This is a genomic window from Enterobacter sp. SORGH_AS_0287, from assembly GCF_031453695.1.
GTDB classification, from domain to species: Bacteria; Pseudomonadota; Gammaproteobacteria; order Enterobacterales; family Enterobacteriaceae; genus Enterobacter; species Enterobacter ludwigii.
In genome coordinates this window covers 3,729,458-3,755,314 of record NZ_JAVIZW010000001.1, presented here as the reverse complement: position 1 = coordinate 3,755,314, position 25,857 = coordinate 3,729,458, and the positions used below count along the sequence as shown (strand labels likewise).

Below are 25,857 nucleotides of genomic sequence, written 5' to 3'. Positions count from 1 at the left end.
AAACCCTGTTAATTTATACAGAACAATTGATGATTATATCAGCGTCGTGAGGGATGCCAACCGTGAAATTTCCACGTGCGGCAGAAGACGGCTGTCCGGCGTTGTCATCAGGTCAGCGTTTTCCGGCTTGATCCAGCAGGCCTGCATGCCGCAGCGGATCGCCCCGGCCACGTCCGTGGTCAGGTCATCACCCACATGCAACATTTCGCCGAGCGGCAGGTTCAGTTTTTCCGCCGCCAGGTGATACATATCGTTAAACGGTTTCGAGCGCCCGTGCGGGCCCGCGCGCAGCACAAACTCAAAATAATCGCCAAGACCAAACAGCTCAGGCTGGGCATTGCCATTGGTAATCGCCACCAGCGGCCACTTCTCTGCCAGCGCGGCCAGCGTATCGTGGGTCTCCTGTGGCACATCAATACGGCTCCGCCATTTGGCGAAGTTTTCCATGGACGCTTCAGCCCCTATCGCCGCATCACGCGCGCTCATGCCAACATTCAGCATCGCCTGTTCAACCGCACGTCGACGCCATTCGGTCACGTCATGGTAAATGTCCGGCTCGGTCTCCCGCAGGGACTGACGCAGCTGCTGGAAGTCCTTGTTCTGCATCGTCTTCAGCGCCGGGTGATAGTTCTGCACAAACGCCAGCGACTCCTGCTCGGTACGCAGGATCACCTGGCGGTTATCATAAAGGGTGTCATCAAGGTCAAAGGTAAGGGCTGAAATCTGACCCAGTGGGCGGTAAAAACGCATTATTTCCCCCGTTTGGCGCGTGGATGCGCCGCGTCATACACCGAGGCAAGGTGCTGGAAGTCTAAGTGGGTATAAATCTGGGTGGTGGACAAATTCGCGTGGCCGAGCAGTTCCTGCACGCCGCGCAGATCGCCGCTTGATTCAAGCATGTGGGTCGCAAAAGAGTGGCGCAGCTTGTGCGGGTGAACATGGCTGTTCAGCCCCTGCTTAATGCCCCACTCCGCAAAACGCTTCTGCACATTACGCGCCGAGATCCGCTTGCCGAGTTTCGACAGGAACAGCGCATCTTCTTCCGCGCCAAACAGCCCGCGCAGGTCAAGCCAGTGCTCAATCCAGGCGACAGCGTTGCGACCAATCGGCAAGCGGCGCTCTTTGCTGCCCTTGCCCATCACCCACACTTCGCCGGTGTCCAGATCGAGATGTTTTATATCGAGATTGACCAGTTCAGACAGACGCAGTCCGGCACCGTACATCACCTCCAGCATCGCGCGGTCACGCACCGCCAGCGGATCGTTAAGATCGATATCCAGCAGGCGATTGACATCATCGACGTCGATATTTTTAGGCAGATGACGCGGTGCTTTTGGCGTGGCAATGCCTTTCGCCGGGTTGGCTTTAAGGCTGCCCTGGCTCACCAGCCAGTCGAAGAAACTGCGCAGGGCAGAGAGCCTGAGCGCCAGACTCGCCGGACCTAACCCTTTCCTGCGGCTACGCACGACGACGCCACGAACCGTCGCAGCGTCACATTGTTGCCAGCTTTTCAGGCCGATTTCATCGGCAATCTGCATGATGGCATCAAGCTGACGCTGATAGTTCAGCAGCGTTATGGGGCTAAGCTGACGTTCAACCCCCAGGTAGCGCAGAAATCGCGCGACGTCAGTGGCAAGAAGTCCGTCCGTCATACGCGCTCAATCCAGCGCTCCAGCAGCTCAGGCAGCATCAGGGCGATCTCCTGCAACAGGTGCGTACCTTGCCCCTGCTCATAGTGATGCGCGTCGCGACTGGTAAATAACATCACGCCTAAGTCGCCATCGCGCCCCATCAATGACATGGCCACCGAGCCAATCGCTTTGGCTTCTGGCAATACCACCAGCAATTCAGGTCCGTTCAGCGGCCCCAGATAATGATGTTGATGACCCAGGCGCTGAATACGTAGCGGCTCAAACGCCTGACGGCTCAGTGCCAGATGGGTGAAACCAGACGGTGCACCAATGCGCCAGCGGTCGGGGAAGAGACGAAGGGTTGCGCCTGCAAGCCCCAGTTCTCGCGCCCAGCGGTGGAAACGGCTGAGAAACTCGTCAAGGCTGTGGGCCGAGGCCAGACGCGCCTGCAGATGCAGCAGTCGATAGAACAGGCTTTCGTTATTGTTCGCCTGTTCCATGAGCAGCGTCATGTTCTCTTCAAGCTGATTGATGTGGTTGCGCGCGCGAGCCATATGCCATTCGACCAGCGACACGGTCCCGCGCACCGGATGCGGCACCCGCATCTGTTCGACAAGACGTGCATTGCGAATAAAAAACGCGGGATTGTTCAGCAGATAATCAACAACAGCACTGTCGTCCAGTTCCGTCACCGTTTCCTGCAGTTCTTCCCCTGGTTGCTTCATAGATGGATAAACCCGTCATAGACATGTACCGCCGGGCCAGTCATAAACAGCGGATGACCCGGTCCTTTCCAGGCGATATCAAGACGACCGCCTGGTAACTCCACGCGAACCTCTTCTGCCAGTAACCCCTGAGCGATGCCGACGGCCACTGCCGCGCAGGCACCGCTTCCGCAGGCCTGGGTTTCGCCCGCGCCGCGTTCATACACCCGCAGACGGATGTGTTCACGCTTCACCACCTGCATAAAACCAATGTTCGCGCGTTCCGGGAAGCGTTCATGGCTTTCCAGCACCGGGCCGAGGGTTTCAACGGCGGCGGTCTCTACATCATCAACCTGAATCACGCAGTGCGGGTTTCCCATCGAGACGACGCCACACAATACTGTCTGCTCTGCCGCACGCATAATATAGGTCTTTTCCGCTTTGTTTGCGCGAAACGGCACGGCGGAAGGTTCAAAGTTCGGCTCGCCCATATTCACGCGAACCAGATCGTCATCGGTGACGCTGAGCACCATGCGACCATTCGCGGTACTGACGCGGATATCGCGCTTGTTCGTCAGCCCTTTCAGGCGGACAAAGCGGGCAAAACAGCGCGCACCGTTGCCGCACTGGGAGACTTCACTGCCGTCAGCGTTAAAAATACGGTAGTGGAAATCGAGGTCAGGATCGTACGGCGGCTCAACCACCAGCAGCTGATCGAACCCCACGCCCAGATGCCGATCCGCCAGGCGGCGGATCAGTTCCGGGGAGAAAAAGACATTCTGCGTTACCGCGTCGACGACCATAAAATCGTTGCCAAGGCCATGCATCTTAGAGAACTGCATCATTCGCTCCATTGCGCGGGTACAGAACGTAATCGTCAGAGATTAACCTGAGTCGGACCACCATTATTGCCACGATCGTTCGTGTCTGGCGTGGAAGACTCAATACCGCTTTGCACAGGTTTCGTCGGCGGCGGCGCCGTTTTATCCGCTGGCGGGAAGTAAAGCGGTCCCTTCAGTCCACAGCCCGTCAGACTAAACAGCGTGATGAGAACGGCAAGCGTTCGGAAAACGTTTTTCATTATAAAGTTGCCCGTAAGTTCAAATCTGTTTCTATCATCGCAGGAGAAGACACAAAAGCAAGAGTTTGCCGCTTTCCTGCAACGGGAATTATTTAGCGTTATACTGCCGGCATCACGAAAAACAGGAACAAAACCATGAACGACAGTGAATTCCATCGCCTTGCAGACACCTTATGGATGACCATCGAAGAGCGGCTTGACGACTGGGACGGCGACAGCGATATCGATTGTGAGATCAACGGCGGCATTCTGACCCTGAGCTTCGAAAACGGCAGCAAAATTATTATTAACCGCCAGGAGCCGCTTCACCAGGTCTGGCTGGCCGCCAAACAGGGTGGCTACCATTTCGATCTGAAAGAGGGCGAATGGGTGTGTGACCGTAGCGGCGAAACGTTCTGGGATCTGCTGGAACAGGCGGCGACCGCGCAGGCAGGCGAAGACGTGCGTTTTCGTTGAGTCTGTTTTGCCCGGTGGTGCGCTGCATACCGGGCAAAAACTGTCAGGAGAAATACTGCTGCAACAGCGGGGTAGTGTCCTGGCGTGGCGGGAACCGCTGGCGTAACGGCCTGCGTACGGAACGGAATCACCTGCGAACGTCCGTCTACATTCACAATCTGGTAGAACTGTGGCAGGTTAAAGTTGATGAAGCTGGAGCCGTAGGTAAAGCGGTCATGTGAGGACGAATAGAAGCGGCTGACGTCGCGCACCAGTTCCTCTTTACTGCCTTCACAGTGGTGATAAACCTCAGCGCGGTTCGTCTCATCCAGGATGTAGATGTTGAAACCGGCGTCGTCACCCGACTCTTCAAAGAAGAACTGAATAATCCCTTCGCTCGCAAAGCCATCCACGACCTGTGGCAGTTTCACGTGGTTGGTTTCCACCTGCACTGACAGGCCATGCAGCTTGTTGTGCGAAATGGCGCCGTAGAACTCGATGGCGTTTTCCAGCTTCTGTACTGAAACATTCAGGCGCTCGAAGAACAGGCCCCAGGTCTGTCCGGAGACGCGCAGCGCTTTAAAGCGACCGGTTTCCTGACGGGTACTGGAGAGGCGCAGTTCGATGCACTCCGAAACCAGCTGCTGCACACGGGTACGGATCAGACCGCGCAGATGCTGGCTATAGCAGAACACCTCAACGCTGTCCGGCGGCGCAGCGTCCTGATGCATCTTGCCGAGAATCGTTTTCAGCGCTTCGATCATCGCCTGCTCGCCGTTGAAGTGCAGAGTACGCACTTCGTTCCACGAGTTGCGGTACAGCAGGTCTACGCTGCCCACCAGGCAGTTTTGCTGCTCGCCAAAACTAAAGACGTCCAGCTTGCGGAAATCAAAATGGACCACCTGATTGCGGAAGGCCGCTGTCGGGTCATATTCCAGGTTGACGATAATCGCCAGATGGCGAATTTCACACGGGCTGTAGAGCGCTTTTGGCGTCGGCGCCGGCAGACGCAGCGGGAAGTGGTGGGAGACATCCGCCACCATCTCCTGCAGTTTGGCTAAATCGACAACCTCGTTGCCTTTGATAAACAGCCGGGTACGCGAGGTCAGCAGGCCGTTGAACCAGGCCCAGGCCACCAGCTTGTTCAGGTAGCGGTTATATTCCAGCGGCTGATGGCTGATGATCGAGTCCATGCTTGGCGCACGGTTGTACAGGTACCAGCCGGTGCGGTTTGCGCGGCCCGGCGGCACATAGATAAAGGTCAGGTTCGGTTCTGACAGGTCCGGTGAAATCTGCGGGTTAACCAGCGTGACTTTACCCGGCAATGCTTCAAACGCCGCATACAGTTTACGCGTCAACACCCCGATGTCCTGCGGGCTGGCGGAAACGCTGAGATTGTTACGACGCGCAAAGCGGATAAGGTTGCGGTAGCTTTGCATCATGGCATCGAGCAGTTCGTTGTGCGCTTCACGCACCTGATCGATTTTCCAGTTGGCGCGGTTATCAAGCATAGACAGACGTTCTTCGTCCCATCCCCACTCTTTCACCAACTGACTGACCACTTCACGACGCCAGCCCACGCATGCGCGTTCGCGGCTGAGTTTTTCACAGACTTTGAGATAGAAACATCGACGCACCAGATCGAGACGCGTGGTGTCATCAATGGCTTTCAGGTATTCGGTGACGCGTTCAAGCATCATGCAGTAAGCATCCAGCCCGTAGGAGACAATTTCTCCGTCGTGCAGACGCTGTTTGATATCTTTCGCCAGCAAACGCGGCGTGGGGTATTCCCAGGAATAGGCTTCCAGCAGCAGGGTTTTCAGCACGGCCTTATACGGCGAATCAATGCTTTTATAGAGCTGCCAGAGGCTCGCGCCAAAGTACTCTTCGGCGGAAAGCGAACTGAGGCCACCCAGATCCAGCCATTCATTTGGTGTCAGCACACCCTGGGAGTACAACGACATTACGTAATCGTCGTAATGCTCTTCTTCGTCGCACGGCACCATATTCCACAGAATACGCTTACCGGCCAGGCGTACGGCAGTACGGTAAAACTCGTCCAGCAGTAAGATGTGCTGGGTTGAGCCGCAGTCTTCACCACCCAGACTGCCACTTTCGTTATGACGGAAACGGTTTTCATCAATCAGGAAGAAACTGACTTCTACGCCAAGCGACGCGGCCCAGCTTTCCAGCAGGCTGCACTTTCGCTGCAGCAGCTGACGCTCGTCGTTATCGAGCCAGGACTGATGACAGACCCAGATGTCCAGGTCCGAAGAACAGCTTTGCCCAACCGAGGAGGTACTGCCCATGGTGTAAACGCCAGTAATCGGCAGTTCACCTTTCGGTGATTCCTGCGGCGGCATGCCACGGTAGAGTTCAAGTTCGGTCAGGTAGTGTTGTTGGGTTTCATCAGGCGTGAAAAGACAGATGCCTCTGGGAACGTTACCGTCAAGGTAGCCAGGCATCAGCGGATGGTGATAGTGCAATAATGTCGGCAGAAGACTGTATACCTGCTGGAAAGCAGGGCCCATAGCAGCAAGCGCGCGATCGACACGCAGTTGGTTTATGGCATCCAGTCTCTGTTTCAGAGTCTCAATATAGAGGTACAAGACGTATCGCCTGATGTTTCCGGGTGTCGCACGCTATCCAAAACAGAAATAACAGCGGACCCGCAGTATTACAAAAAGAGAACCGTTACCTTTTTTCGCCCTTATCATTATGGTGGTACCGACGAAAAAATGGTCTAAAACGTGATCAATTTAACACCTTGCCGGTTGACCGTAAAGAAAGATGCGCTACATACAGTGTAGCACCGTTCTGTACGTGTAAATTCCTTAATACGGCTGTGGCTGACGAGAACCCCGCCCTGTCCCTCTCTTCTTCATCACCGTAAAACTGCCATCCCAGAGTCAACAATGTTAGGATGGTTAGCGATTGATAATGACGGTAACAAGCATGTTAGACAATGTTTTGAGAATTGCCACACGCCAAAGCCCTCTTGCGCTCTGGCAGGCACATTATGTTAAGCAGCGCCTTGAAGCCTGCCACAGTGGATTGTGCGTCGAGCTGGTGCCGATGGTCACGCGCGGTGACGTGATCCTTGATACGCCACTGGCTAAAGTGGGCGGCAAGGGCCTGTTTGTCAAAGAACTGGAACTGGCATTGCTTGAGAACCGCGCCGATATCGCCGTACATTCGATGAAAGATGTGCCCGTCGAGTTCCCGGAAGGGCTGGGACTGGTGACCATTTGCGAGCGTGAAGATCCGCGCGATGCGTTTGTCTCCAATCACTATGATTCGCTCGATGCGTTGCCAGAAGGCAGCGTGGTTGGCACGTCCAGTTTACGTCGTCAGTGTCAGCTGGCAGAACGTCGTCCGGACCTGATCATTCGTTCGCTGCGCGGTAACGTTGGTACGCGTCTGAGCAAGCTGGATAACGGCGATTACGATGCCATTATCCTCGCGGTTGCGGGTCTGAAGCGCCTGGGGCTGACGTCTCGCATTCGCGTCGCGTTGCCGCCTGAGCTGTCGCTGCCGGCTGTGGGTCAGGGGGCCGTCGGCATTGAATGCCGTCTGGATGATGAGCGTACCCGCGCGCTGCTTGCCCCGCTGAACCATGACGAGACCGCTATCCGCGTTAACGCCGAGCGCGCCATGAACACCCGCCTCGAAGGAGGGTGTCAGGTGCCGATTGGCAGCTATGCTGAATTAATTAACGGTGAACTGTGGCTGCGAGCGCTGGTTGGCGCACCGGATGGTTCACAGATGGTCCGCGGCGAACGTCGTGGTAAAGCGCAAGATGCCGAACAGCTTGGCGTGTCGCTGGCAGAAGAGCTGCTGGATAACGGCGCCCGTGAGATCCTGGCTGAGGTTTATAATGGAGAACCCCCTGCATGAGTATTCTTGTCACCCGCCCTTCTCCCGCAGGAGAGCAGTTAGTGAGCCGTCTGCGCGCACTGGGGCAGGTGGCCTGGAGTTTTCCGCTCATTGAATTCTCCCCCGGTCGGGAGCTGTCCGCGCTTGCCGACCATATGAATACCCTCCAGCAGGGCGACTTGCTGTTTGCGCTGTCGCAACATGCGGTGGAATTTGCCCAGGCGCAGCTGCAACAGCAGGGGCTTAACTGGCCAACCGCCCCTCACTATTTTGCGATTGGTCGTACAACGGCACTGGCGTTGCATACCGTAAGCGGAACAGACGTTCGTTACCCGTTAGATCGGGAAATCAGCGAAGTCTTGCTACAATTACCTGAATTACAAACTATTGCCGGAAAGCGTGCACTCATTTTACGCGGTAACGGCGGGCGCGAACTGTTGGGCGAAACGCTGCGGGAACGCGGGGCTGAGGTCACGTTCTGCGAATGCTATCAGCGTTGTGCAAAACATTACGATGGTGCGGAAGAGGCGATGCGCTGGCATATGCGCGGTATTACGACCCTGGTGGTGACCAGCGGCGAAATGCTGCAGCAGCTCTGGTCGCTGGTGCCCCTTTGGTATCGTGAAAACTGGTTACTCCACTGCCGGCTTCTGGTCGTCAGTGAGCGTCTGGCGAACCAGGCCCGGGAACTGGGCTGGCAAGATATTCGGATCGCTGATAACGCTGACAACGATGCGCTGCTGCGCGCATTACAATAACTCTCATAATGGGAAGCCATAATGACGGAACACGATAAATCCTCCGCCGTGGTTGAAGAGACCAGGGAGACTGTGGACATCACGCCGCAGTCAGAAACGACTGAGAAAACCGTTGAGAAGAAGAACGGCAGCAATAAAACCAGCCTCGCGCTGAGCGCGATAGCCATCGCCATTGCGCTGGCCGCAGGCGTTGGCCTCTATGGTCTGGTGAAACAGCAAGGTTCCAGCCAGACAGCGACCAACGACACGCTGGTCAATCAGCTTACCGCCCTGCAAAAAGCGCAGGAGACGCAGAAAACTGAACTGGAAACGGTGATTAAACAGCAGTCCGCGGCGCTCGCTGAGGCGAACAGCAAACAGGAAGAGCTGACCAAACAGCTGGACGACGTGCAGCAGAAAGTCGCCACGATTTCCGGTACCGATGCCAAAACCTGGCTGCTCTCGCAGGCCGATTTCCTGGTGAAGCTGGCCGGACGTAAGCTCTGGAGCGATCAGGACGTCACCACCGCCGCCGCGCTGCTGAAAAGCGCTGATGCGAGCCTGGCAGACATGAACGATCCGAGCCTCATTACCGCGCGTCGTGCCATTACCGAAGATATCGCCAGCCTCTCTGCCGTTTCGCAGGTGGACTACGATGGCATCATCCTGAAGGTCAATCAGCTTTCAAACCAGATTGATAACCTGCAGCTGGCGGATAACAACGACGATGACTCCCCGATGGATTCTGACGGCACCGAGCTTTCCAGCTCCCTGAGCGAATGGCGCGTGAACCTGCAAAAAAGCTGGCAGAACTTTATGGATAGCTTCATTACTATCCGCCGCCGTGACGAAACCGCCGTTCCGCTGTTAGCGCCGAATCAGGACATTTATCTGCGCGAAAACATTCGCTCCCGCCTGCTGGTGGCGGCCCAAGCCGTACCGCGTCATCAGGAAGAAACCTACAAACAGGCGCTTGATAACGTCTCGACATGGGTACGTGCTTACTACAATACCGATGATGCCACGACCACGGCTTTCCTCGATGACATTGATAAACTGAGCCAGCAGAACATCACCATGAACGTGCCGGACAAGCTGGAAAGCCAGCCGATTCTGGAGAAACTGATGCAGACGCGCGTGCGCAACCTGCTGGCGCAGCCGGGCGTTCCGGCAGAACCTCACGCCCAGGCCCCTGCCGCCGCGCCAGCGCCTGAAAGCGCGCCACAAGGAGAGTAATGATGCTTAAAGTACTCTTACTCTTCATCCTGCTGATCGCCGGGATCGTCCTGGGGCCGATGCTTGCTGGTCATCAGGGTTACGTCCTGATCCAGACCGATAACTACAACATTGAAACCAGCGTAACGGGTCTGGTGATCATCCTGATCCTCGGTGTGGTGGTGCTCCTTGCGGTTGAGTGGATCCTGCGCCGAATTTTCCGTACCGGTGCGCATACGCGTGGCTGGTTCGTTGGCCGTAAACGCCGCCGCGCCCGTAAGCAGACTGAGCAGGCACTGCTTAAGCTGGCCGAGGGTGACTATCAGCAGGTTGAAAAGCTGATGTCGAAAAATGCTGACCATGCCGAACAGCCGGTGGTGAACTATCTGCTGGCCGCCGAGGCAGCGCAACAGCGGGGTGACGAAGCCCGCGCCAACCAGCACCTGGAACGCGCGTCAGAACTTTCTCCGAAAGACCCGATTCCCGTTGAGATCACCCGCGTTCGCCTGCAGCTGGCCCGCAACGAAAACCACGCCGCGCGTCACGGTATCGACCGTCTGCTGGAAGTTGCGCCACGCCACCCGGAAGTGCTGCGTCTTGCCGAGCAGGCCTATATTCGCACCGGTGCCTGGGGTTCACTGCTGGATATCATTCCGTCGATGGCCAAAGCCGACGTCGGTGATGATGAGCACCGTGATGAACTCCAGCGTCTGGCATGGATTGGCCTGATGGATCAGGCGCGTGCCGATCTCGGCAGCGATGGTCTGAAAACCTGGTGGAAGAATCAGAGCCGGAAAACGCGTCAGCAGGTTCCGTTGCAGGTTGCGATGGCAGAACATCTGATTGAATGTGACGATCATGACACGGCGCAGGAGATCCTCCTCGACGGACTGAAGCGACAATATGACGATCGCCTGGTTATGGTGATCCCGCGTCTGAAAACCAATAACCCTGAGCAAATTGAAAAAATGCTGCGTCAGCAGATTAAAGCCGTCGGCGACCGTCCACTGCTGTGGAGTACGCTGGGCCAGTCGCTGATGAAGCACGGTGAATGGCAGGAAGCGAGTCTCGCCTTCCGTGCAGCGCTGAAACAGCGCCCGGACGCATTTGACTACGCGTGGCTTGCCGATTCGCTGGATAAGCAGCACAAGCCGGAAGAGGCTGCCGCCATGCGCCGCGATGGGCTGTTATTAACGCTGCAAAATAATGGCAGCCAGCAATAAATAACAAGGAGGCCAGACGGCCTCCTTTTTTTATTCCCCTTCGCCTGCTACATTCTTTACCACATCATCTAAAACGAACCCGCCAATGTAACGACGTCTTTTCATTAACTTTTTTCCATACACGCGACGAGTGCCGCGTGGACTGAATCGTTTTTGAAAGGAAATCGTCATGAACACCCTTTTGTACGCGCTTATTGAAGCGCTGCGCTGCCACCGCTGGCTGCGCCTGCTGGCCTGTGCCTTTATCTTTACATCACTGGGAAATGGCGTAACCCAGGTGGTGGTCTTCGGCTTACTGTTAGCATGGTCCGCCCCGCCCGCGCTGCTTACCCTCGCCTTTCTTTTCGCCACGCTACCTGGCTTTATCGGCAGCCTCATCAGTGAAAAGCTGTGCGCGCGCTATTCTCCGATATCCCTGTTGATACTCACCGAGGGGCTTGGCTTACTGGCCCTGCTCTTTCCCCTGCTCGGCGTGCACTATCACAGTATCCCTGCGTTACTGGCCGTGCAGTCCACCGAAGCACTGCTTAGCGGAATGAGCTGGCCTGCCCTGACTGACGCTGCTCTTTAAACGCGGACTCAGAGAAGCAGAACTCCCTGCCGCAACCTGCCTCGAGAATGTGATTTTTGCCGCTCAGGTTTTGTTAGGCACCGGGCTGGGGATGGTACTTTTCCAGAAGATCGCCATCCTCGCCTTGCTGGCCATTGATGCCACCAGCTTTCTCGGATCGCTGTTCATGCTCTGGCTGGCGGGTCGTGTATATTTAGCGCCCACACTGGCAGTCCCCACTGAAGAGAAAGCGCCTGCGGCTTTACGCTGGCAGATGTTGACCATCCGGCAGAAACGCAATTTGCTGATTTTGCCTGCGCTGGCCGCCGTCGGTTCACCGGCCATGGCACTTCTTCCGGCAATGGCACAGCAGATCCATCCTCAGGATGCGGCCAGCCTTGCTTTGCCACTGCTTTTTGCAAGGAGCATGGGACAACTTTGCGGTCCCCTGCTGCTAAAAAGAGACAGCCTGACGCGTTTTGCAGCACGCACGCCACGGATTTTACTGTGTCTCGGCATCTTCCTTGCCGCGTATGGGATGCTCCCGCTGTTGTCCGGGTGGATGTCATGCGCGCTGGGGATGATTTTTGTCGCACACCTGGCCTCAAATGTTCTCTTTGCGGCTGGCACATTTGCCGTACTCAGCAGTTTTCAAACCACGCACATGGCTTCGGCCAGCAGTAAAGCCTGGCGCTGGCAAACGCTCAGTGCCTCGCTTTTCACCGGTATTGCCGCGATGGCGGCGGCAGGATTTGGCTCCATACAAGCGCTTTACAGCGTTTCGTCAGCCGCTCTGATACTTGTCGCCCTGATCATGTACGTTTACCGGGAATAAGGCATAAAAAAACGCCTGCTATAAAAGCAGGCGTTAAAACAGGTCTGTAAGACAACATATTTGGTGCTTCACTCAACGTTATGCCCATGGTGTCTGATGAGGCCGAAGCGACATCTGTCAGTGGACGATAAGCACCGTAAATGGCTCTGCGTCATTCCTGAGTTTATGAGGCACTAAGGCGAACATAAGAGATGGAATGAGCATCTACACGTATATTATTGCACGTAACGTGCCAACTTGACACGCAGAACTTTTACATCGCGCAACATTTTAAGATAAAAGGAAATTATGTTGTTGAGCGGTATCTTAGACCCTACAACCTGCTGATAAACACGACGAAATGTCGTCTGGAGGAGACACGAAAGCCGCCAAATTATTATATCTTTTACTTTCAGTGTGTTATGTGTCGCTGAATCGCGACAAGGAAGCCGGCTGTTGTCGTGGAATCACTACAGAAGAGAGAAAGGCGTAGAAAACAAAAAACCCCGCCGAAGCGGGGTTCAAAATTGGTCGGCGAGAGAGGATTCGAACCTCCGACCCACTGGTCCCAAACCAGTTGCGCTACCAAGCTGCGCTACTCGCCGATGTACTGCTTTTTGAATTTTTAGTTCAATTCATTAAAAAGTCGTGGTGCGAGGGGGGGGACTTGAACCCCCACGTCCGTAAGAACACTAACACCTGAAGCTAGCGCGTCTACCAATTCCGCCACCTTCGCAATTCACAACTCTTTCAATAATGGGGTGGCTAATGGGATTCGAACCCACGACAACTGGAATCACAATCCAGGGCTCTACCAACTGAGCTATAGCCACCACTGTATTCTTTCACGCGGTACTGACTACTTCTCAGACCACCGCAGCTCTAGCGCCGGGACTAAAATGGCGCGCCCGACAGGATTCGAACCTGAGACCTCTGCCTCCGGAGGGCAGCGCTCTATCCAGCTGAGCTACGGGCGCTTAGCGCCGTTGCGGGGCTGGATATTACGTACCTCCGACCCCGCTGTCTAGTGCTTTTTTGAAAAAAATGCGCGTTTGGTTATGGTTTGCACATTTTGCCGCTTATTCCTCCACTTTCTGCGAGGTAGCGCGGCGGCCCAGACCAAAAAGCTTATACGCCGCGGTCACCGCCGCCAGGAAGATCATCCCGACAAACAGCGACATGCGCGTATCTTCATTAAAGTACATTCCAATTAATACGCAAACCAGGAACGCCATCGTCAAATAGTTGGCGTACGGGAACAGAATGGAACGGAACGGATGGCTGGCGATGGCCTTTTTATGTGCCTGGCGGAAACGCAGCTGGCTAATCAGGATAACAAACCAGGGCACCATGCCTGGCAGCACGCTGGCGCTGTAGACATAAACGAATACGCGCTGCGGATTCGGGATGATGTAGTTCAGGCAGGAGCCAATCAGCAGGATCACAATCGACACCGCCACACCCGCAACCGGCACGCCCGCACGCGAAACTTTCGCCATTGCCGCTGGCAGTTGGTTGTTTCTGGACAGCGCGTAGAGCATACGTCCGCAGCTGTACATCCCGCTGTTGCAGCCTGACAACGCCGCCGTCAGAACCACAAAGTTAATGATGCCTGCTGCTGCCGTGATACCAATCTTTGCGAAGGTTAAGACAAACGGGCTACCGGTCGTGCCAATTTCATTCCACGGGAAGATGGTTACGATAACGAAGATCGCCCCCACATAGAAAATCAGGATACGCCACAGCACCTTGCCTACGGCGCTGCGCAGCGTAACCTGCGGGTTTTTCGCTTCACCCGCGGTAATACCGATAAGCTCGACCCCCTGATAAGAGGCCACAACGATACACAGTGCCGTCAGGAAGCCCTTCCAGCCGCCCGCAAAGAAGCCGCCGTTTTCGGTCAGGTTACCAAAGCCAATGGCGTGCCCGCCGTTGCCAAAGCCGAAGAAGATAACGCCCAGCCCGACCACAATCATCACGATGATGGTGGTGACTTTGATCATCGCAAACCAGAATTCGATTTCACCATAAAGACGAACCGCGGCAAGGTTTGCCAGTGCCACCAGCCCCACGGCAATCAGCGCCGGTATCCACTGGACCATGTCCGGGAACCAGAACTGCACGTAGACCCCTATCGCCGTGATTTCAGAGATGCCAACCGCCATCCACATAAACCAGTATGACCAGGCCGTCAGGTAGCCAAAGAACGGGCTCATATATCGGTGCGCGTAAACGGCGAAGGAACCCGTGACGGGCTCCATGAAGAGCATTTCGCCCATCGAACGCATGATGAAGAAAACGAACAATCCCGCAATGATATAAGCCAGCAAGACCGAAGGTCCTGCCCATTTGAGCGTGCTTGCGGAGCCCATAAACAGGCCCACGCCGATAGTGCCGCCCAGCGCTATCAGTTCAATATGACGAGCCTCCAGCCCACGCTGTAGCTCCGGTTTTTTCTCTGCCATAGATCCTCGATTGTGTTTGCTGTTTCCCGACTTAAGGCCGGGTATTGTTTTTTAGGGGTACTAAAATACGGGGCGAATGGTTTCTTAAAATGCGGCAAATGGCAAACGATGCATAAAAAAAATGAATGCATTGCACAGATTCGCAGCAGTTTTGCAGGGGAGTTGCAGCGCGAACAGCATATCGCGCTACATTTTGATTACATTTTCCCGGTGTAGTGCCAGGTAAGGTAGCGAAGCAGACGGATCTGTCGTGTAATCCGCGTCGGCTGAGATAGCAGGCGATACAGCCACTCCAGCCCCAGGTTTTGCCAGACTTTGGGCGCACGCTTAACATGGCCGGTAAAGACGTCATACGTTCCGCCAACGCCCATATAAAGGGCATCCGGACACACCTGACGGCAGTCACGCATCAGGATCTCCTGGCGTGGGGAGCCCATCGCCACGGTGATGATTTTCGCTCCACTGTCGCGAACGCGTTCAAACAGCGCCTGCCGGGCCTCTGGTTTGAAGTAGCCATCCTGGCTGCCCACGATGTTAACATTCCATTGACTGCGCAATTTCGCTTCGGTCTGCGCCAGTACCTCCGGCTTACCGCCAATCAGGAATACCGGCGTGCCTTCCGCCCCTGCGCGTGCCATCAGTTGCTCCCAGAGATCGGCCCCTGCCACGCGAGATACATTAGCGCCAGGATACTTTTTGCGGATTGAACGCACCACGCTGATACCGTCGGCATATTTAAATTCAGCCGCTTCTATCAGGCTTCTCACTTCGGCGTTGTCTTCCACCGCCAGCATCTTTTCCGCATTGATGGCGACCAGCGTACCGGATTTCATCTGACCACCAGCGAACAGAAAATCCAGCGCGTGTTGCATATCGCGCCAGCCAATAAGCTGCAGACCGCGCAGCGTATAGCGCGGTGCAGAAGTTTTATCCGTCATGACTTTCCCTACTCACACTTGCGACAGCGTTGTGCTGCCCTGCGGCTCGCGCTTATGCACAAGCCCTGCACTGTCAAACAGCCAGTACAACAGTTTGGCCAGTAACAGGCAGATGCCAAAAACGACCATGAAGAAAACCACGCGCGACACGAATGAATCCAGCCCTTCACGCGCCAGAACGATCATATTGAAAATGGCACCAAAGCAGAAACTGTGCAAAATAGCCGCCTTATAGCGGTTTGTTTCTTCATTGCCGCGCACGTAGAGCCAGTCAAACCACTTGATGATCAGCCCCACCACCACCGCCCCCGGCAGGATAAACCAGCTTCCCCCCATCACCACCAGCGAGCCAATCAACGTAGGTGAGATCGCAAGGCCTGAATGGTTGTTCAGCACTTCCCAGGTAAAATAGTTTGCCGTGTTGAGAACGACGCCGGGACGGTCTGGCCACAGCCAGGTTGGGATAAAGACATAAAAGTCGCGCACAATAGGCGCAAGGCCCTGGAAATCGATTTTGTCGTAGTTTTGCAGCAACAACGCCAGGTTTTCCCACGGGGAGAAGGTGTCGCGCGTGAGATAGAGGAATGTGTAAAACGCCTCGTCACCGGCTACGTTGAGCCCGTAGCGCTTCAGGGCAAGCCAGAACATACCAACAATGCCAAACACCCCAGCAGCCACCAGCATCCATAAAGAGATCCACCCGCGGATGATGCCGATAAACAGGAAGATTGCGAAAGCGATGATGATATTTGCACGCGTCCCTCCCACAATCATGTAGGTCAGGAAACCGAAGGCGACGGTACTCACCAGGAAAAACAGCCAGGCTTTGCTGTCCTGACGCAGGAAAAAGATCACCAGCATCGCCGGAATGAAGAAGTAGAAGAAGCGCTTAAGCGCCACGCCCGACACTTCGGCAGAAAAAATCTGGCTGTAGGACTGGAGCTTGAACAGCAGAAAACCATTGTGCATGAAGAAGATACCCACGCTTACCAGCGCGATCGTCATCAGCATCACCCACGTCAGGTGCGTCTCCACCCGGTTCATGGTGAAGAGCGCCCGGCGCGGCGCGGTGGATTGCGCTGAACGCAGGCGCGTTTTATAGGTGGCGTAGTAGACGGCGTAGAAGCAGGTCGCTGCCAGGATCGCCTGGAGCAGGATCTCGGGCGGGGCAACGCTCACGTCAAACCGGAAGACCAGAATGCTGGTAAGCGGGAATCCGAAAAAGAAGGTCAGAAGAAACAGTAACGAGAAGAAGACGTTAAAGTTAAAACGCACCCGACGAAACTCAAACCAGGTGAGCGTGGCGATGAATAAAGTGCTCAGAAGCCAAACGATCAGTAAGCCGCTGAATTGCAACTGGCTCATGCTTTGTCTCCTGCAGCGATACGCAGCGCGCGGTGCCACGGCGTGAGGTAGTTCGGGCTAAAGAAGTCGATGGCACTTTTGTCCACCAGCGCCAGTTGTCTCTGCGCTTCGCGGACCACCTCTTCGTTAAGCACATCGGAAGTAAACAGCACCGGCAGATGCTGCTCCGCCATGTCCTGCCAGAATGGGTTTTCGCGATTGAGTACGCAGGGCACACCCGCCTGAATCAGCAGACACAGCGTGCCAATTCCTTGCTGACGCGCAAAGATGAAATAGCCCAGATCGCACCGACGCAGCAGCGCAAGATACTCATCAAATTCCAGCTTATCGTGGAGAATGTGCACATTCCCGGCGCTAAATAACGCGAGTGCCTGCTGGCGGACCTCATTGATATAGGCATCGTTATTGGCCGGATACCCCATCGGCACAATCACATTGACGGTGTCGCCAAACTGCTGATGTACCGCCCTGAGCGCGGCAAGATGTTCATTGCTGCGATCGCCTGAATTACCCACCAGAATCGTCAGTTTACCCTCGCGCGGCGTATCATTCGCCATGTTGTTCAGCGCCGGGTTCATTCGGGTCGGGAAATAGAGTAGCTCACCGCGTACATCAGGGTGGCGTTTAGCAAAATAATTGAGATCGCCACGGGTCGCGAAAACGCATCCCACACGCCCCTGCGCCATGCGCCGCAACGGGTAGAAAAGACGGAATTTCCAGCCACTGGAGACTTCGTAAAGATCGGCTCCCCAGATATGCCAGCTGCACTGCGAAGGTTTGATCCCCCCGCTCAGGAGCGCCAGCCACAGGCCGGTATTAAACTGCCCATGGAAAAAGAAACGTTGCTCACGATCCGCTTTGGCTTTGGCAACAACCGCCTTCGCCAGCGCAGCCTTGTCCGGCCAGAAAGAGAGAGTCAGCGCCGGACACGCCACGCTCAGGCCATTATCCTGACCGGCAACCATAAACTCACGAGCGTCGGGATCCCCCGATGCCAGTTCATCATTGAAGAACCGTAAAACGGTCTGGTTATGGTGTGGGATATCCGATCCCAGTATGTGAATCAGTGCAGTCATGCGCGTTTACGCCAAAGTAAAAATACGCCGCAACAGGCAGCGAAATAAACGATATAGGTTGCCATATAGGCCTGAGCCGCCCCCAGCGCACCGTGTGCCGGGATCAACCAGTGTGAGAATGCGGTCAGTAATGCAAACTGGCTGATTTCCGCCAGGATATACAACCGTAGCGAGGCTTTCGCAATCACCAGATAACCAAAAACGTAAGCCCCCACTTTCAGTACATCGCCCACCAGTTGCCAGGCAAACAGATCGCGCATGGCGGTAAACTTCGCGGAGAAGAGCAGCCAGATGGCGACATCGCGCAATAGCCATACGGTTAAACTGGCTGCCGCAACGGCGGGAAGGACAAACCGCAGTGAGCGGGAAATTTCGCGCGTGATATCCTGCCTGGAGGTCAGGCGCGATAAGGTTGGCAGCAAATAGACGCTAAAGGAAGCCGTTATAAATTGGAGGTAGGCATCGGAAATACTGCTCACCCCTTGCCAAATCCCAACTTCGTCCCAGCTGTAATGCGCCGCCAGCAGGTTTCGCATCATCACATAGGCGACAGGGAGCGTGACGGAGGTGATGAGCGCCATCAGGGTAAATTTTCCCAGCTGGCTTGCCAGCACCTTATCCCATTGAGGTTTCAGGTAACTCAACGGAATGGTGCCCCGACGCATTAGCATGAACGCCGCCGGAACGACCACTAATGCCGGTACCAGCGCCAGCCCCAGCAACGCGCCTTCATAGCCGCCCAGCCGATAGCAAAAATAGTAGGCAATCACGCCGATGACGCTGCCGAGGATTAACGCCAGTGCGTTCCCGGCCGCATCACGAAAGCCTTTCATCAGCGCCAACAACAGGTTAGCCCAGGCAATGCCCAGCTGAACCAGCGCGACCAGACGAACCAGCCCCTGATAATGGGTATGACCAAATAACCCCTGGCTTATGGGTGCCGCTGCCAGCAGGAAAATAACCGCCATCAGGGTCGAAAAGCCGGTGACCATCGCCGAGGATGTACCGACAACACGGCGAAGCTGGGCCGCATCATCATGGTACTGCGCAACGTATTTCGTGACGCCGTTGAAAATCCCTGCGCCGGCCAGTACCCCAAGGACGGTCACAAGCTGACGGAAATTCCCCGCCAGCCCGACGCCTGAAGGGCCGAATGAGACGGCCAGCAGCTTGACGACCAGTAGCCCGGCGCCAATTTTGACAAGTGTGGACGCGGCGGTCCACACCGATGCTTTTGCCAGAGACATATCAGCCGAAATAACTCAGAAGGGTGTTAATCACCGTACGCTGGTTAACAGGCGCGAGGTTGTAGAACAGTGGCAAACGAAGCAAACGCTCACTTTCTTTCGTGGTGTAGCGATCTTCACCCGCGAAGACCCCAAATGCCTCTCCTGCAGGGCTGGAGTGCAGCGGGATATAGTGGAACACCGCCAGAATTTCGGCTTCTTTTAGCCAGGCAATCAACTTGCTGCGATCGTCGTTATCGCGCAGTTTGATATAGAACATATGGGCATTATGGACGCAATCAGCCGGAAGGGTCGGCAACTCAATTCGTCCGGCTTGAGCCAGCGGTTGCAGCGCGTCGTAATAAGTTTGCCACAGGGACAGGCGCTGAAGATTAATGCGGTCCGCTGCCTCCAGTTGCGCCCACAGGTATGCCGCCTGCAGATCGGCCATCAGATAGCTTGAGCCAATATCGCGCCAGGTATATTTGTCTACCTGTCCCCGGAAGAACTGGCTGCGGTTGGTGCCTTTTTCACGGATCACTTCCGCGCGCTCGACCAGCGCACGGTCGTTAATCAGCGTCGCACCACCTTCGCCACCGGCGGTATAGTTTTTGGTTTCGTGGAAGCTAAAGCAGCCGATATGGCCGATCGTTCCCAGCGCTCGCCCTTTATAGGTCGACATCACGCCCTGAGCGGCATCTTCAACCACGAACAGGTCATGTTTTTTGGCGATCGCCATGATGGTGTCCATCTCACACGCCACACCCGCGTAGTGAACCGGCACAATCGCACGCGTTTTGTCCGTGATTGCCGCTTCAATCAGCGTCTCATCGATGTTCATGGTATCCGGGCGAATATCCACAAAGACAATTTTCGCACCACGCAGGACAAAGGCATTCGCTGTAGAGACGAAGGTATAGCTCGGCATGATCACTTCATCGCCCGGCTGGATATCCAGCAGCAACGCCGCCATTTCCAGCGATGCGGTACAGGACGGGGTCAGCAGGACTTTAGCGCTGTGAAACCGCTGCTCCATCCACTGCTGGCAGCGACGGGTAAAACCACCGTCACCACAGAGTTTGCCGCTGCCCATAGCAGACTGCATATAGTCGAGTTCAGTGCCCACGACGGGTGGTGCGTTAAATGGAATCATCTTGTCACCTGTATAACCAGTAAGCGGTGGCGTCGATGTTGGCACCACTCGCGATATAACGTTTAAGCGCGGCGGTGTTGCCCATCTGGGTTGCCACCCGCAGAGTCAAAAGCTGTTGCTGCTGCGCCCAGTGAAGCGCCGCCTGCATGAGTTTTTCGCCCATGCCGCGCCCGGCTAATAAACCAATACGCCCCTCGTTCGCGTTGAGCTTACGAAGCGAGACAAATCCCTCAATCTGGCCGTCTGCAGTGCGAAACACCAGGCACACATGGTCAAAGGTGCCTTTTACCGCGTTCTCTACCCACTGGGCGTAGAAACGCCCACTGTCGTCCGGTGCATACCACGGTGCGCGAAAACGGCTCCGGGCAAACGCCTGCGCCGCCATCTGACGCAGCGCGGGGATATCCTGCTCCGTTGCCACTTCCGCACCGGGCGAATCATGGCAGACGAGCGTAATGGACAGATCAACCTCGCCTTCAACCAGCTGAAAACCTTGTTGCTGGAGCGCATCGAGCAGGTCGGCACGGTCTGCGGGGATCCTGGCCTGTACCCGCGGCCAGGCGGTGAAGTCGGCGTCAGTCAGAACCGGCGCATCGTCGCGCAGGCGTACGATGGCTGATGGCAGACCAAAAAAGGCACTCTCCCACTCAAGGGACTCGAGAACCCCCTTCAGGTGGCTCAACGCCAGACACCTTTCGTATCAACCACATACTGTTGGCGTACAGCATCACCGGACGTCGCTTTAAATTCTTTATGATCCACCAGCAGCACCAGCACATCCGCCGTCGCCAGCGCCTCATCCAGCGCGGTCAACGTACAGTGGCCCGCCAGTTTTGCCGGCAGTTCATGAATATTGGGTTCAACCACCAGCGTTTCGCCGGTGTGCCAGCCAGCGATCATCTCTGCAATCTCCATCGCCGGGCTTTCGCGTAAGTCGTCAATATTCGGTTTGAATGCCAGACCAAAGCAGGCAATTTTCAGCTCACTGGCGCGTTTGCCGCTCTCAGCCAGACAGTCCGCTACGGTGGCTTTCACCTGACTGAGCACCCAGTGTGGCTTGCTGTCATTCACTTCACGCGCGGTGCGGATCAGGCGGGCCTGCGCCGGGTTTTGCGCCACAATAAACCACGGGTCGACAGCGATACAGTGACCGCCCACGCCCGGGCCAGGCTGGAGGATATTCACGCGCGGATGGCGATTCGCCAGGCTAATCAACTCCCAGACGTTAATCCCCTGATCGGCGCAAATCAGCGACAGTTCATTCGCGAAGGCGATATTCACGTCCCGGAAACTGTTTTCCGTGAGCTTGCACATTTCGGCGGTGCGGGAGTTGGTCACCACACATTCGCCTTCAAGGAAAATCTTGTAAAGCGCGCTGGCGCGTGCTGAACAGACTGGCGTCATGCCGCCGATCACGCGATCGTTTTTAATCAGCTCTACCATCACCTGACCTGGCAGCACGCGCTCAGGACAGTAAGCAATATTGATATCAGCCTCCTCGCCCGCCTGCTGCGGGAAGCGTAAGTCAGGTCGGGCTTGCGCCAGCCACTGCGCCATCTGTTCGGTAGCGCCGACGGGCGAAGTGGACTCCAGGATCACCAGAGCCCCTTTTTTCAGGACCGGTGCAATCGATTTTGCCGCCGCTTCGACGTAAGCCATGTCGGGCTCATGGTCACCTTTAAAGGGGGTTGGCACCGCAATCAGATATGCATCCGCCTCGACCGGCGTCGTGCTGGCACGCAGGAATCCGCCATCAACCGCCTCTTTCACCACGCGGTCGAGATCGGGCTCCACGATATGAATTTCGCCACGGTTAATGGTTTCCACCGCACGCGCGTTGATATCCACGCCCACAACCTGTTTTTGACGGGAGGCAAACGCTGCCGCTGTGGGCAAGCCAATGTAGCCAAGACCAATGACAGAGATGGTAGTAAAACTCATAGCGATACCCGATTGTGTTTAAGTGCATGCAAAATACGGCCACAAGCCTGCCCATCGCCATACGGGTTATGGGCCCGGCTCATCGCCTGATACTCCTCGTCGTCGTGAAGCAGGCGCGTTACCTCTTCGACGATCAGCTGTGCATTGGTGCCGACCAGACGTACCGTGCCCGCTTTCACCGCTTCCGGGCGTTCGGTCGTTTCACGCATGACCAGCACAGGCTTGCCGAGAGACGGCGCCTCTTCCTGAATACCACCGGAATCGGTCAGGATCAGCCAGGCGTGGTTCATCAGCCAGACAAACGGCAAGTAGTCCTGCGGTACAATCAGCAGGACGTTTTCTATATGCCCAAGGATACGATTGACCGGCTCGCTGACGTTAGGATTAAGGTGTACCGGGTAGACAATCTGCACATCCTGATTCTGCGCGGCGATTTCCGCCAGGGCATGACAGATTTGCTCAAAACCGCGTCCAAAGCTCTCGCGACGGTGGCCGGTGACCAGAATGGTTTTTTTGCCATTGTTCAGGAAGGGGTAGCGTGCGGCGAGTTCTTTCTGAAGATCGTTGTTTGACAGCACGCGGTCACGAACCCAAATCAGGGCATCAATCACCGTATTCCCGGTGACAAAGATTTTGTTGTCGGCAATATTTTCACGCAGCAGGTTCTGTCGTGAATTTTCGGTGGGCGCAAAATGGTACATCGCCAGATGGCCGGTGAGTGTGCGGTTGGCCTCTTCGGGCCACGGCGAGTAAAGGTTGCCGGTACGCAGACCCGCCTCAACGTGGCCGACAGGAATTCGCTGGTAAAACGCAGCCAGGCTGGTTGCCACCGTGGTGGTGGTATCGCCATGCACCAGAACCACATCAGGCTTGAAGGACTCCAGAATCGGCTTGAGCTCTTGCAGAATACGGCAGGTTATCTCCGTTAACCCCTGCCCCGGCTTCATAATATTGAGATCGTAATCCGGGACGATAGAAAAGAGAGTTAAGACCTGATCAAGCATCTCACGGTGTTGGGCAGTAACACACACCTTCGCTTCAATATCAGGATCACTGGCCAGCGCATGAACCAGAGGCGCCATCTTTATGGCCTCCGGCCTGGTGCCAAATACGGTAAGTACTTTCACATCGATTCTCTTCGATTAGACGATGAAGGCCGCAGCCTTCATCGTAGACGGCGTTTTAGTTAGTGCGACGACGCGTTAACGCCACGCCAGCGCCAGTCAGTGCCCCCACAATCCCCCACATGATCATCAGGAATGCGCGGCGCGGACTATCGCGTTTTACAGGCTCTTCAGGCGTTCGCAAATAACGATAGGTCTGAAAAAGCGGATCCATTGTTGGACCGACATTCAGGGTGTTCAGCATCGCGCGGTTTTGATCGTAGTCGAGGTCAAAATCAGGGCCAACGGCCTGGAGGTTTTCCAGTCGAGCCTGCAGCATTGGGCGCCCGAGAAGGAACATTTCGGAATCCGGCAGTTCATCTGCCGGCACGTCCGTCTCAGTGCGGGAAATATTGTGCTGTTCGGCAATTTTCAGCGCCTGCTCAATATTGTGTACACGGCGGGCGAAGATGGCTTTAGCCACCTCTTCCTGACGTTTAACCTGCGCTTTCATCTGGATAGTACGGGCAGCCCAGGCACCTTTCAGCTCTTCATTCAGGTGGCTTGCCGCACGCTGGCTGGCAAAGGCAACGTACTGGCGCAACAGGTTATTGGCATCCGGCGCGGTTTCGGCAATCAGCTTGACGCTGTCGTTGACGTTACGCAGCGCATCTCCCGGCATAAACTGAATGTTGTTAATCATGTCATCCAGCAGCGCGGCATCGGCTTTACTGTTGCCCACCATCCGTTGCTTGTAATAATCCGTCTGGCTCCAGAAATCACGGCGCGTATCCCAGGAAGCCAGCTGCATCACAAACTCTTTATAGGCCTCATCCATGACGGAAGCCTGATCTGGGGTGGCCAGATTGGCTTTGATATCCAGGTTACGCAGGAACTGCTGCTGGGAATAGAACCCCCCGAGCATATTAACCGTTGGTTTATCAGTGATTGCCGTAGCGCTCCACTCTTGTTTTGCAAAGAAGGTGTATGCCAGCGCTAACAATGCAAACCCCAGCGCGATCCCCGCAATCCAAAGTTTGCCTGCCCACAACACGCGAAACAAACCCCGAATATCCAGCTCATTCTCAGTTACCACTGATTTCGCTCCCGCCAACGGTTGAGTCATCATAGTCCCGGTTTTACTTAGTTAATGTTGTATTGTTGCCACTGTTGCGACGCATCCTGCGTTTAAGACGTTTAATAAACCGCGCCACTTTCCATGCGCGCTTAATGCAGTAGCCGTACAGGAAAAACGCTAGCAAGAATAATACCAACATGACCCATTCAGGGATGAAATGAGCATATTCCGCAGCCACCCCAATTGCGGCCAGAATAGCGGCAGCCAGGGTAATCAGCACAAACGCCTGACGTGAAGTAAAACCGGCACGCATGATGAGATGGTGAATATGCTGGCGATCGGGAGAGAAAGGACTCATTCCTTTACGAAGACGACGATACATAATCGCCACCATATCCATTAGCGGAATGGCAATAATCCACAGCGCTGTTACCGGGCTAATCGGGTGGGTTTTACCCTGTGTGGTCTCCAGCAAAATCCAGATAACGGTAAAGCCGATCAGCGTACTGCCCGCATCACCCATAAACACTTTATAGCGACGACCGAGCGCACCGAGATTTAAGAGGATATAAGGCAGAATGGCGGCAATCATGGCAAAACACCACATCGACAGGCTGTACTGACCATCGAACCATAAAATGATGCCGATTGCGGCAAACGAAACCGACGACAATCCACCGAGCAGGCCGTCAATACCATCCACCATGTTGAACGCATTTATCGCCGCCCAGACGGCAAACAGTGTCAGGAAGAAGCCAAAGGGCCCCAGTACTAACTCCCAGGGTCCGAACACATAACCGAGGCTTCTCAGATATAGCCCACCAACGACCATCATGATCACGCCAATGGCGGCCTGGACGGTGGCGCGAATTTTTACCGCGATATCGAACCGATCATCCAGCGCCCCGACTAACACCAGGACACCGGCGCAGGCAAGGTAGAGGGCGGCGTGTGGAATATAATAATCCGCAATACCAAACGTGAAACAGATACCAGCGTAAACAGAAATCCCTCCAACCAGAGGAATAAGTCCCTGATGACGTTTACGAAAATTAGGCTTATCCACCAACCCTATTCTTTTGGCCACCTTACGCGCGATGAACAAAAAACAGGTTGTGAATAAAAAAATACTGATTAGCTCAGTAACGGCGGTGAGTAGATTCACAATGGATTGCTCTCAACAAAAGTTAGTCCCGGAAGTATAACCATGAAGCCCCTGCCTCAGAAGTAATAAAGAAGGCTTCTT

At 55.3% G+C, this 25,857-nt stretch carries 21 protein-coding genes, 4 tRNA genes and 2 pseudogenes; 6 read left to right on the top strand and 21 right to left on the bottom strand.

The window, feature by feature from the left end; all coding sequences use genetic code 11:
• Positions 1 to 33: 33 nt before the first annotated feature.
• The 5 genes from yigB to QE396_RS17785 are packed head-to-tail and all read right to left on the bottom strand — an operon-like array spanning position 34 to position 3,416.
• Positions 34 to 750, bottom strand: coding sequence for a 5-amino-6-(5-phospho-D-ribitylamino)uracil phosphatase YigB (gene yigB, locus QE396_RS17805; RefSeq protein WP_014172133.1), 717 nt, complete (start codon positions 748 to 750; stop codon positions 34 to 36).
• Positions 750 to 1,652, bottom strand: coding sequence for a tyrosine recombinase XerC (gene xerC / locus QE396_RS17800; protein ID WP_014172134.1), 903 nt, complete (start codon positions 1,650 to 1,652; stop codon positions 750 to 752). The genes yigB and xerC overlap by 1 nt, the downstream gene beginning before the upstream one ends.
• A complete protein-coding gene (locus QE396_RS17795) occupies positions 1,649 to 2,356 on the bottom strand; it encodes a DUF484 domain-containing protein (protein ID WP_014172135.1) in 708 nt (235 codons plus the stop codon). The genes xerC and QE396_RS17795 overlap by 4 nt, the downstream gene beginning before the upstream one ends.
• Positions 2,353 to 3,177 (bottom strand): diaminopimelate epimerase, encoded by an 825-nt coding sequence (gene dapF / locus QE396_RS17790; protein WP_020882883.1) that lies wholly within the window; start codon positions 3,175 to 3,177, stop codon positions 2,353 to 2,355. The genes QE396_RS17795 and dapF overlap by 4 nt, the downstream gene beginning before the upstream one ends.
• 35 nt (positions 3,178 to 3,212) lie before the next feature.
• A complete protein-coding gene (locus QE396_RS17785; protein ID WP_025202779.1) occupies positions 3,213 to 3,416 on the bottom strand; it encodes an LPS translocon maturation chaperone LptM in 204 nt (67 codons plus the stop codon).
• 135 nt (positions 3,417 to 3,551) lie between these two features.
• Here QE396_RS17785 and cyaY point away from each other — a divergent pair, with 135 nt between their 5' ends.
• Complete coding sequence (gene cyaY / locus QE396_RS17780) at positions 3,552 to 3,872, top strand: iron donor protein CyaY (RefSeq protein WP_014172137.1); 321 nt, start codon at positions 3,552 to 3,554, stop codon at positions 3,870 to 3,872.
• Between the two features lie 43 nt (positions 3,873 to 3,915).
• Here the strand turns inward: cyaY and cyaA are convergent.
• Positions 3,916 to 6,460 (bottom strand): annotated as a pseudogene (gene cyaA, locus QE396_RS17775) (class I adenylate cyclase).
• Between the two features lie 346 nt (positions 6,461 to 6,806).
• On the opposite strand from cyaA, the gene hemC reads away from it, so the two are divergent.
• From hemC to QE396_RS17750, 5 genes and pseudogenes are all read left to right on the top strand, one after another.
• A complete protein-coding gene (gene hemC / locus QE396_RS17770; RefSeq protein WP_032669623.1) occupies positions 6,807 to 7,748 on the top strand; it encodes a hydroxymethylbilane synthase in 942 nt (313 codons plus the stop codon).
• Positions 7,745 to 8,485, top strand: a complete 741-nt coding sequence (gene hemD / locus QE396_RS17765) for a uroporphyrinogen-III synthase (protein ID WP_014172140.1) — start codon at positions 7,745 to 7,747, stop codon at positions 8,483 to 8,485. The genes hemC and hemD overlap by 4 nt, the downstream gene beginning before the upstream one ends.
• Before the next feature lie 21 nt (positions 8,486 to 8,506).
• Entirely contained in the window at positions 8,507 to 9,700 is a 1,194-nt protein-coding gene (gene hemX / locus QE396_RS17760; protein ID WP_014172141.1) for a uroporphyrinogen-III C-methyltransferase, read from the top strand.
• Positions 9,701 to 9,702: 2 nt separating this feature from the next.
• The gene (hemY, locus tag QE396_RS17755; protein WP_032669625.1) at positions 9,703 to 10,902 is read left to right on the top strand and encodes a protoheme IX biogenesis protein HemY; all 1,200 of its coding nucleotides are present in this window, start codon (positions 9,703 to 9,705) and stop codon (positions 10,900 to 10,902) included.
• Positions 10,903 to 11,071: 169 nt separating this feature from the next.
• Positions 11,072 to 12,287 (top strand): annotated as a pseudogene (locus QE396_RS17750) (MFS transporter).
• Positions 12,288 to 12,794: 507 nt separating this feature from the next.
• On the opposite strand, the gene QE396_RS17745 reads toward QE396_RS17750, so the two are convergent.
• The 15 genes from QE396_RS17745 to wecA form a co-directional block, all read right to left on the bottom strand.
• Positions 12,795 to 12,871: transfer RNA gene (locus QE396_RS17745), tRNA-Pro, on the bottom strand.
• A 44-nt stretch (positions 12,872 to 12,915) separates the two neighbouring features.
• Positions 12,916 to 13,002: transfer RNA gene (locus tag QE396_RS17740), tRNA-Leu, on the bottom strand.
• Positions 13,003 to 13,023: 21 nt separating this feature from the next.
• Positions 13,024 to 13,099: transfer RNA gene (locus QE396_RS17735), tRNA-His, on the bottom strand.
• A gap of 67 nt (positions 13,100 to 13,166) precedes the next feature.
• Positions 13,167 to 13,243 (bottom strand) — tRNA-Arg (locus QE396_RS17730).
• A 102-nt stretch (positions 13,244 to 13,345) separates the two neighbouring features.
• Entirely contained in the window at positions 13,346 to 14,731 is a 1,386-nt protein-coding gene (locus QE396_RS17725) for an amino acid permease (RefSeq protein ID WP_014172144.1), read from the bottom strand.
• A 197-nt stretch (positions 14,732 to 14,928) separates the two neighbouring features.
• Positions 14,929 to 15,669: a lipopolysaccharide N-acetylmannosaminouronosyltransferase gene (gene wecG, locus QE396_RS17720; protein ID WP_020882887.1), complete on the bottom strand. Its 741-nt coding sequence runs from the start codon at positions 15,667 to 15,669 to the stop codon at positions 14,929 to 14,931.
• A 12-nt stretch (positions 15,670 to 15,681) separates the two neighbouring features.
• Positions 15,682 to 17,034: an ECA oligosaccharide polymerase gene (wzyE, locus tag QE396_RS17715; protein ID WP_020882888.1), complete on the bottom strand. Its 1,353-nt coding sequence runs from the start codon at positions 17,032 to 17,034 to the stop codon at positions 15,682 to 15,684.
• A complete protein-coding gene (locus QE396_RS17710) occupies positions 17,031 to 18,110 on the bottom strand; it encodes a TDP-N-acetylfucosamine:lipid II N-acetylfucosaminyltransferase (protein ID WP_014172148.1) in 1,080 nt (359 codons plus the stop codon). The genes wzyE and QE396_RS17710 overlap by 4 nt, the downstream gene beginning before the upstream one ends.
• Positions 18,107 to 19,357, bottom strand: a complete 1,251-nt coding sequence (wzxE, locus tag QE396_RS17705; protein ID WP_014172149.1) for a lipid III flippase WzxE — start codon at positions 19,355 to 19,357, stop codon at positions 18,107 to 18,109. Before wzxE ends, QE396_RS17710 begins: the two co-directional genes overlap by 4 nt.
• A 1-nt stretch (position 19,358) precedes the next feature.
• The gene (gene rffA, locus QE396_RS17700) at positions 19,359 to 20,489 is read right to left on the bottom strand and encodes a dTDP-4-amino-4,6-dideoxygalactose transaminase (protein ID WP_020882890.1); all 1,131 of its coding nucleotides are present in this window, start codon (positions 20,487 to 20,489) and stop codon (positions 19,359 to 19,361) included.
• Positions 20,490 to 20,493: 4 nt separating this feature from the next.
• Complete coding sequence (gene rffC / locus QE396_RS17695; protein WP_040019197.1) at positions 20,494 to 21,171, bottom strand: dTDP-4-amino-4,6-dideoxy-D-galactose acyltransferase; 678 nt, start codon at positions 21,169 to 21,171, stop codon at positions 20,494 to 20,496.
• Positions 21,168 to 22,430 (bottom strand): UDP-N-acetyl-D-mannosamine dehydrogenase, encoded by a 1,263-nt coding sequence (wecC, locus tag QE396_RS17690; protein ID WP_050737768.1) that lies wholly within the window; start codon positions 22,428 to 22,430, stop codon positions 21,168 to 21,170. The genes rffC and wecC overlap by 4 nt, the downstream gene beginning before the upstream one ends.
• Positions 22,427 to 23,557 carry a non-hydrolyzing UDP-N-acetylglucosamine 2-epimerase gene (gene wecB / locus QE396_RS17685; protein ID WP_250369503.1) on the bottom strand — a complete coding sequence of 377 codons (1,131 nt, stop codon included), beginning with the start codon at positions 23,555 to 23,557 and terminating at the stop codon, positions 22,427 to 22,429. The genes wecC and wecB overlap by 4 nt, the downstream gene beginning before the upstream one ends.
• A 55-nt stretch (positions 23,558 to 23,612) precedes the next feature.
• Entirely contained in the window at positions 23,613 to 24,659 is a 1,047-nt protein-coding gene (gene wzzE, locus QE396_RS17680; protein WP_309951916.1) for an ECA polysaccharide chain length modulation protein, read from the bottom strand.
• Positions 24,660 to 24,672: 13 nt separating this feature from the next.
• The gene (gene wecA / locus QE396_RS17675) at positions 24,673 to 25,776 is read right to left on the bottom strand and encodes a UDP-N-acetylglucosamine--undecaprenyl-phosphate N-acetylglucosaminephosphotransferase (protein ID WP_014172155.1); all 1,104 of its coding nucleotides are present in this window, start codon (positions 25,774 to 25,776) and stop codon (positions 24,673 to 24,675) included.
• Positions 25,777 to 25,857 lie beyond the last annotated feature (81 nt).

Coding starts and splice junctions, on each gene's coding strand:
- yigB (WP_014172133.1), bottom strand. CDS start 750: ATGCGTTTTTACCGCCCACTGGGTCAGATTTCAGCCCTTACCTTTGAC.
- wzxE (WP_014172149.1), bottom strand. CDS start 19,357: ATGTCTCTGGCAAAAGCATCGGTGTGGACCGCCGCGTCCACACTTGTC.
- hemX (WP_014172141.1), top strand. CDS start 8,507: ATGACGGAACACGATAAATCCTCCGCCGTGGTTGAAGAGACCAGGGAG.
- wecG (WP_020882887.1), bottom strand. CDS start 15,669: ATGACGGATAAAACTTCTGCACCGCGCTATACGCTGCGCGGTCTGCAG.
- wecC (WP_050737768.1), bottom strand. CDS start 22,430: ATGAGTTTTACTACCATCTCTGTCATTGGTCTTGGCTACATTGGCTTG.
- QE396_RS17725 (WP_014172144.1), bottom strand. CDS start 14,731: ATGGCAGAGAAAAAACCGGAGCTACAGCGTGGGCTGGAGGCTCGTCAT.
- hemY (WP_032669625.1), top strand. CDS start 9,703: ATGCTTAAAGTACTCTTACTCTTCATCCTGCTGATCGCCGGGATCGTC.
- wzzE (WP_309951916.1), bottom strand. CDS start 24,659: ATGACTCAACCGTTGGCGGGAGCGAAATCAGTGGTAACTGAGAATGAG.
- QE396_RS17785 (WP_025202779.1), bottom strand. CDS start 3,416: ATGAAAAACGTTTTCCGAACGCTTGCCGTTCTCATCACGCTGTTTAGT.
- cyaY (WP_014172137.1), top strand. CDS start 3,552: ATGAACGACAGTGAATTCCATCGCCTTGCAGACACCTTATGGATGACC.
- dapF (WP_020882883.1), bottom strand. CDS start 3,177: ATGCAGTTCTCTAAGATGCATGGCCTTGGCAACGATTTTATGGTCGTC.
- hemC (WP_032669623.1), top strand. CDS start 6,807: ATGTTAGACAATGTTTTGAGAATTGCCACACGCCAAAGCCCTCTTGCG.
- rffA (WP_020882890.1), bottom strand. CDS start 20,489: ATGATTCCATTTAACGCACCACCCGTCGTGGGCACTGAACTCGACTAT.
- hemD (WP_014172140.1), top strand. CDS start 7,745: ATGAGTATTCTTGTCACCCGCCCTTCTCCCGCAGGAGAGCAGTTAGTG.
- QE396_RS17795 (WP_014172135.1), bottom strand. CDS start 2,356: ATGAAGCAACCAGGGGAAGAACTGCAGGAAACGGTGACGGAACTGGAC.
- QE396_RS17710 (WP_014172148.1), bottom strand. CDS start 18,110: ATGACTGCACTGATTCACATACTGGGATCGGATATCCCACACCATAAC.
- wzyE (WP_020882888.1), bottom strand. CDS start 17,034: ATGAGCCAGTTGCAATTCAGCGGCTTACTGATCGTTTGGCTTCTGAGC.
- xerC (WP_014172134.1), bottom strand. CDS start 1,652: ATGACGGACGGACTTCTTGCCACTGACGTCGCGCGATTTCTGCGCTAC.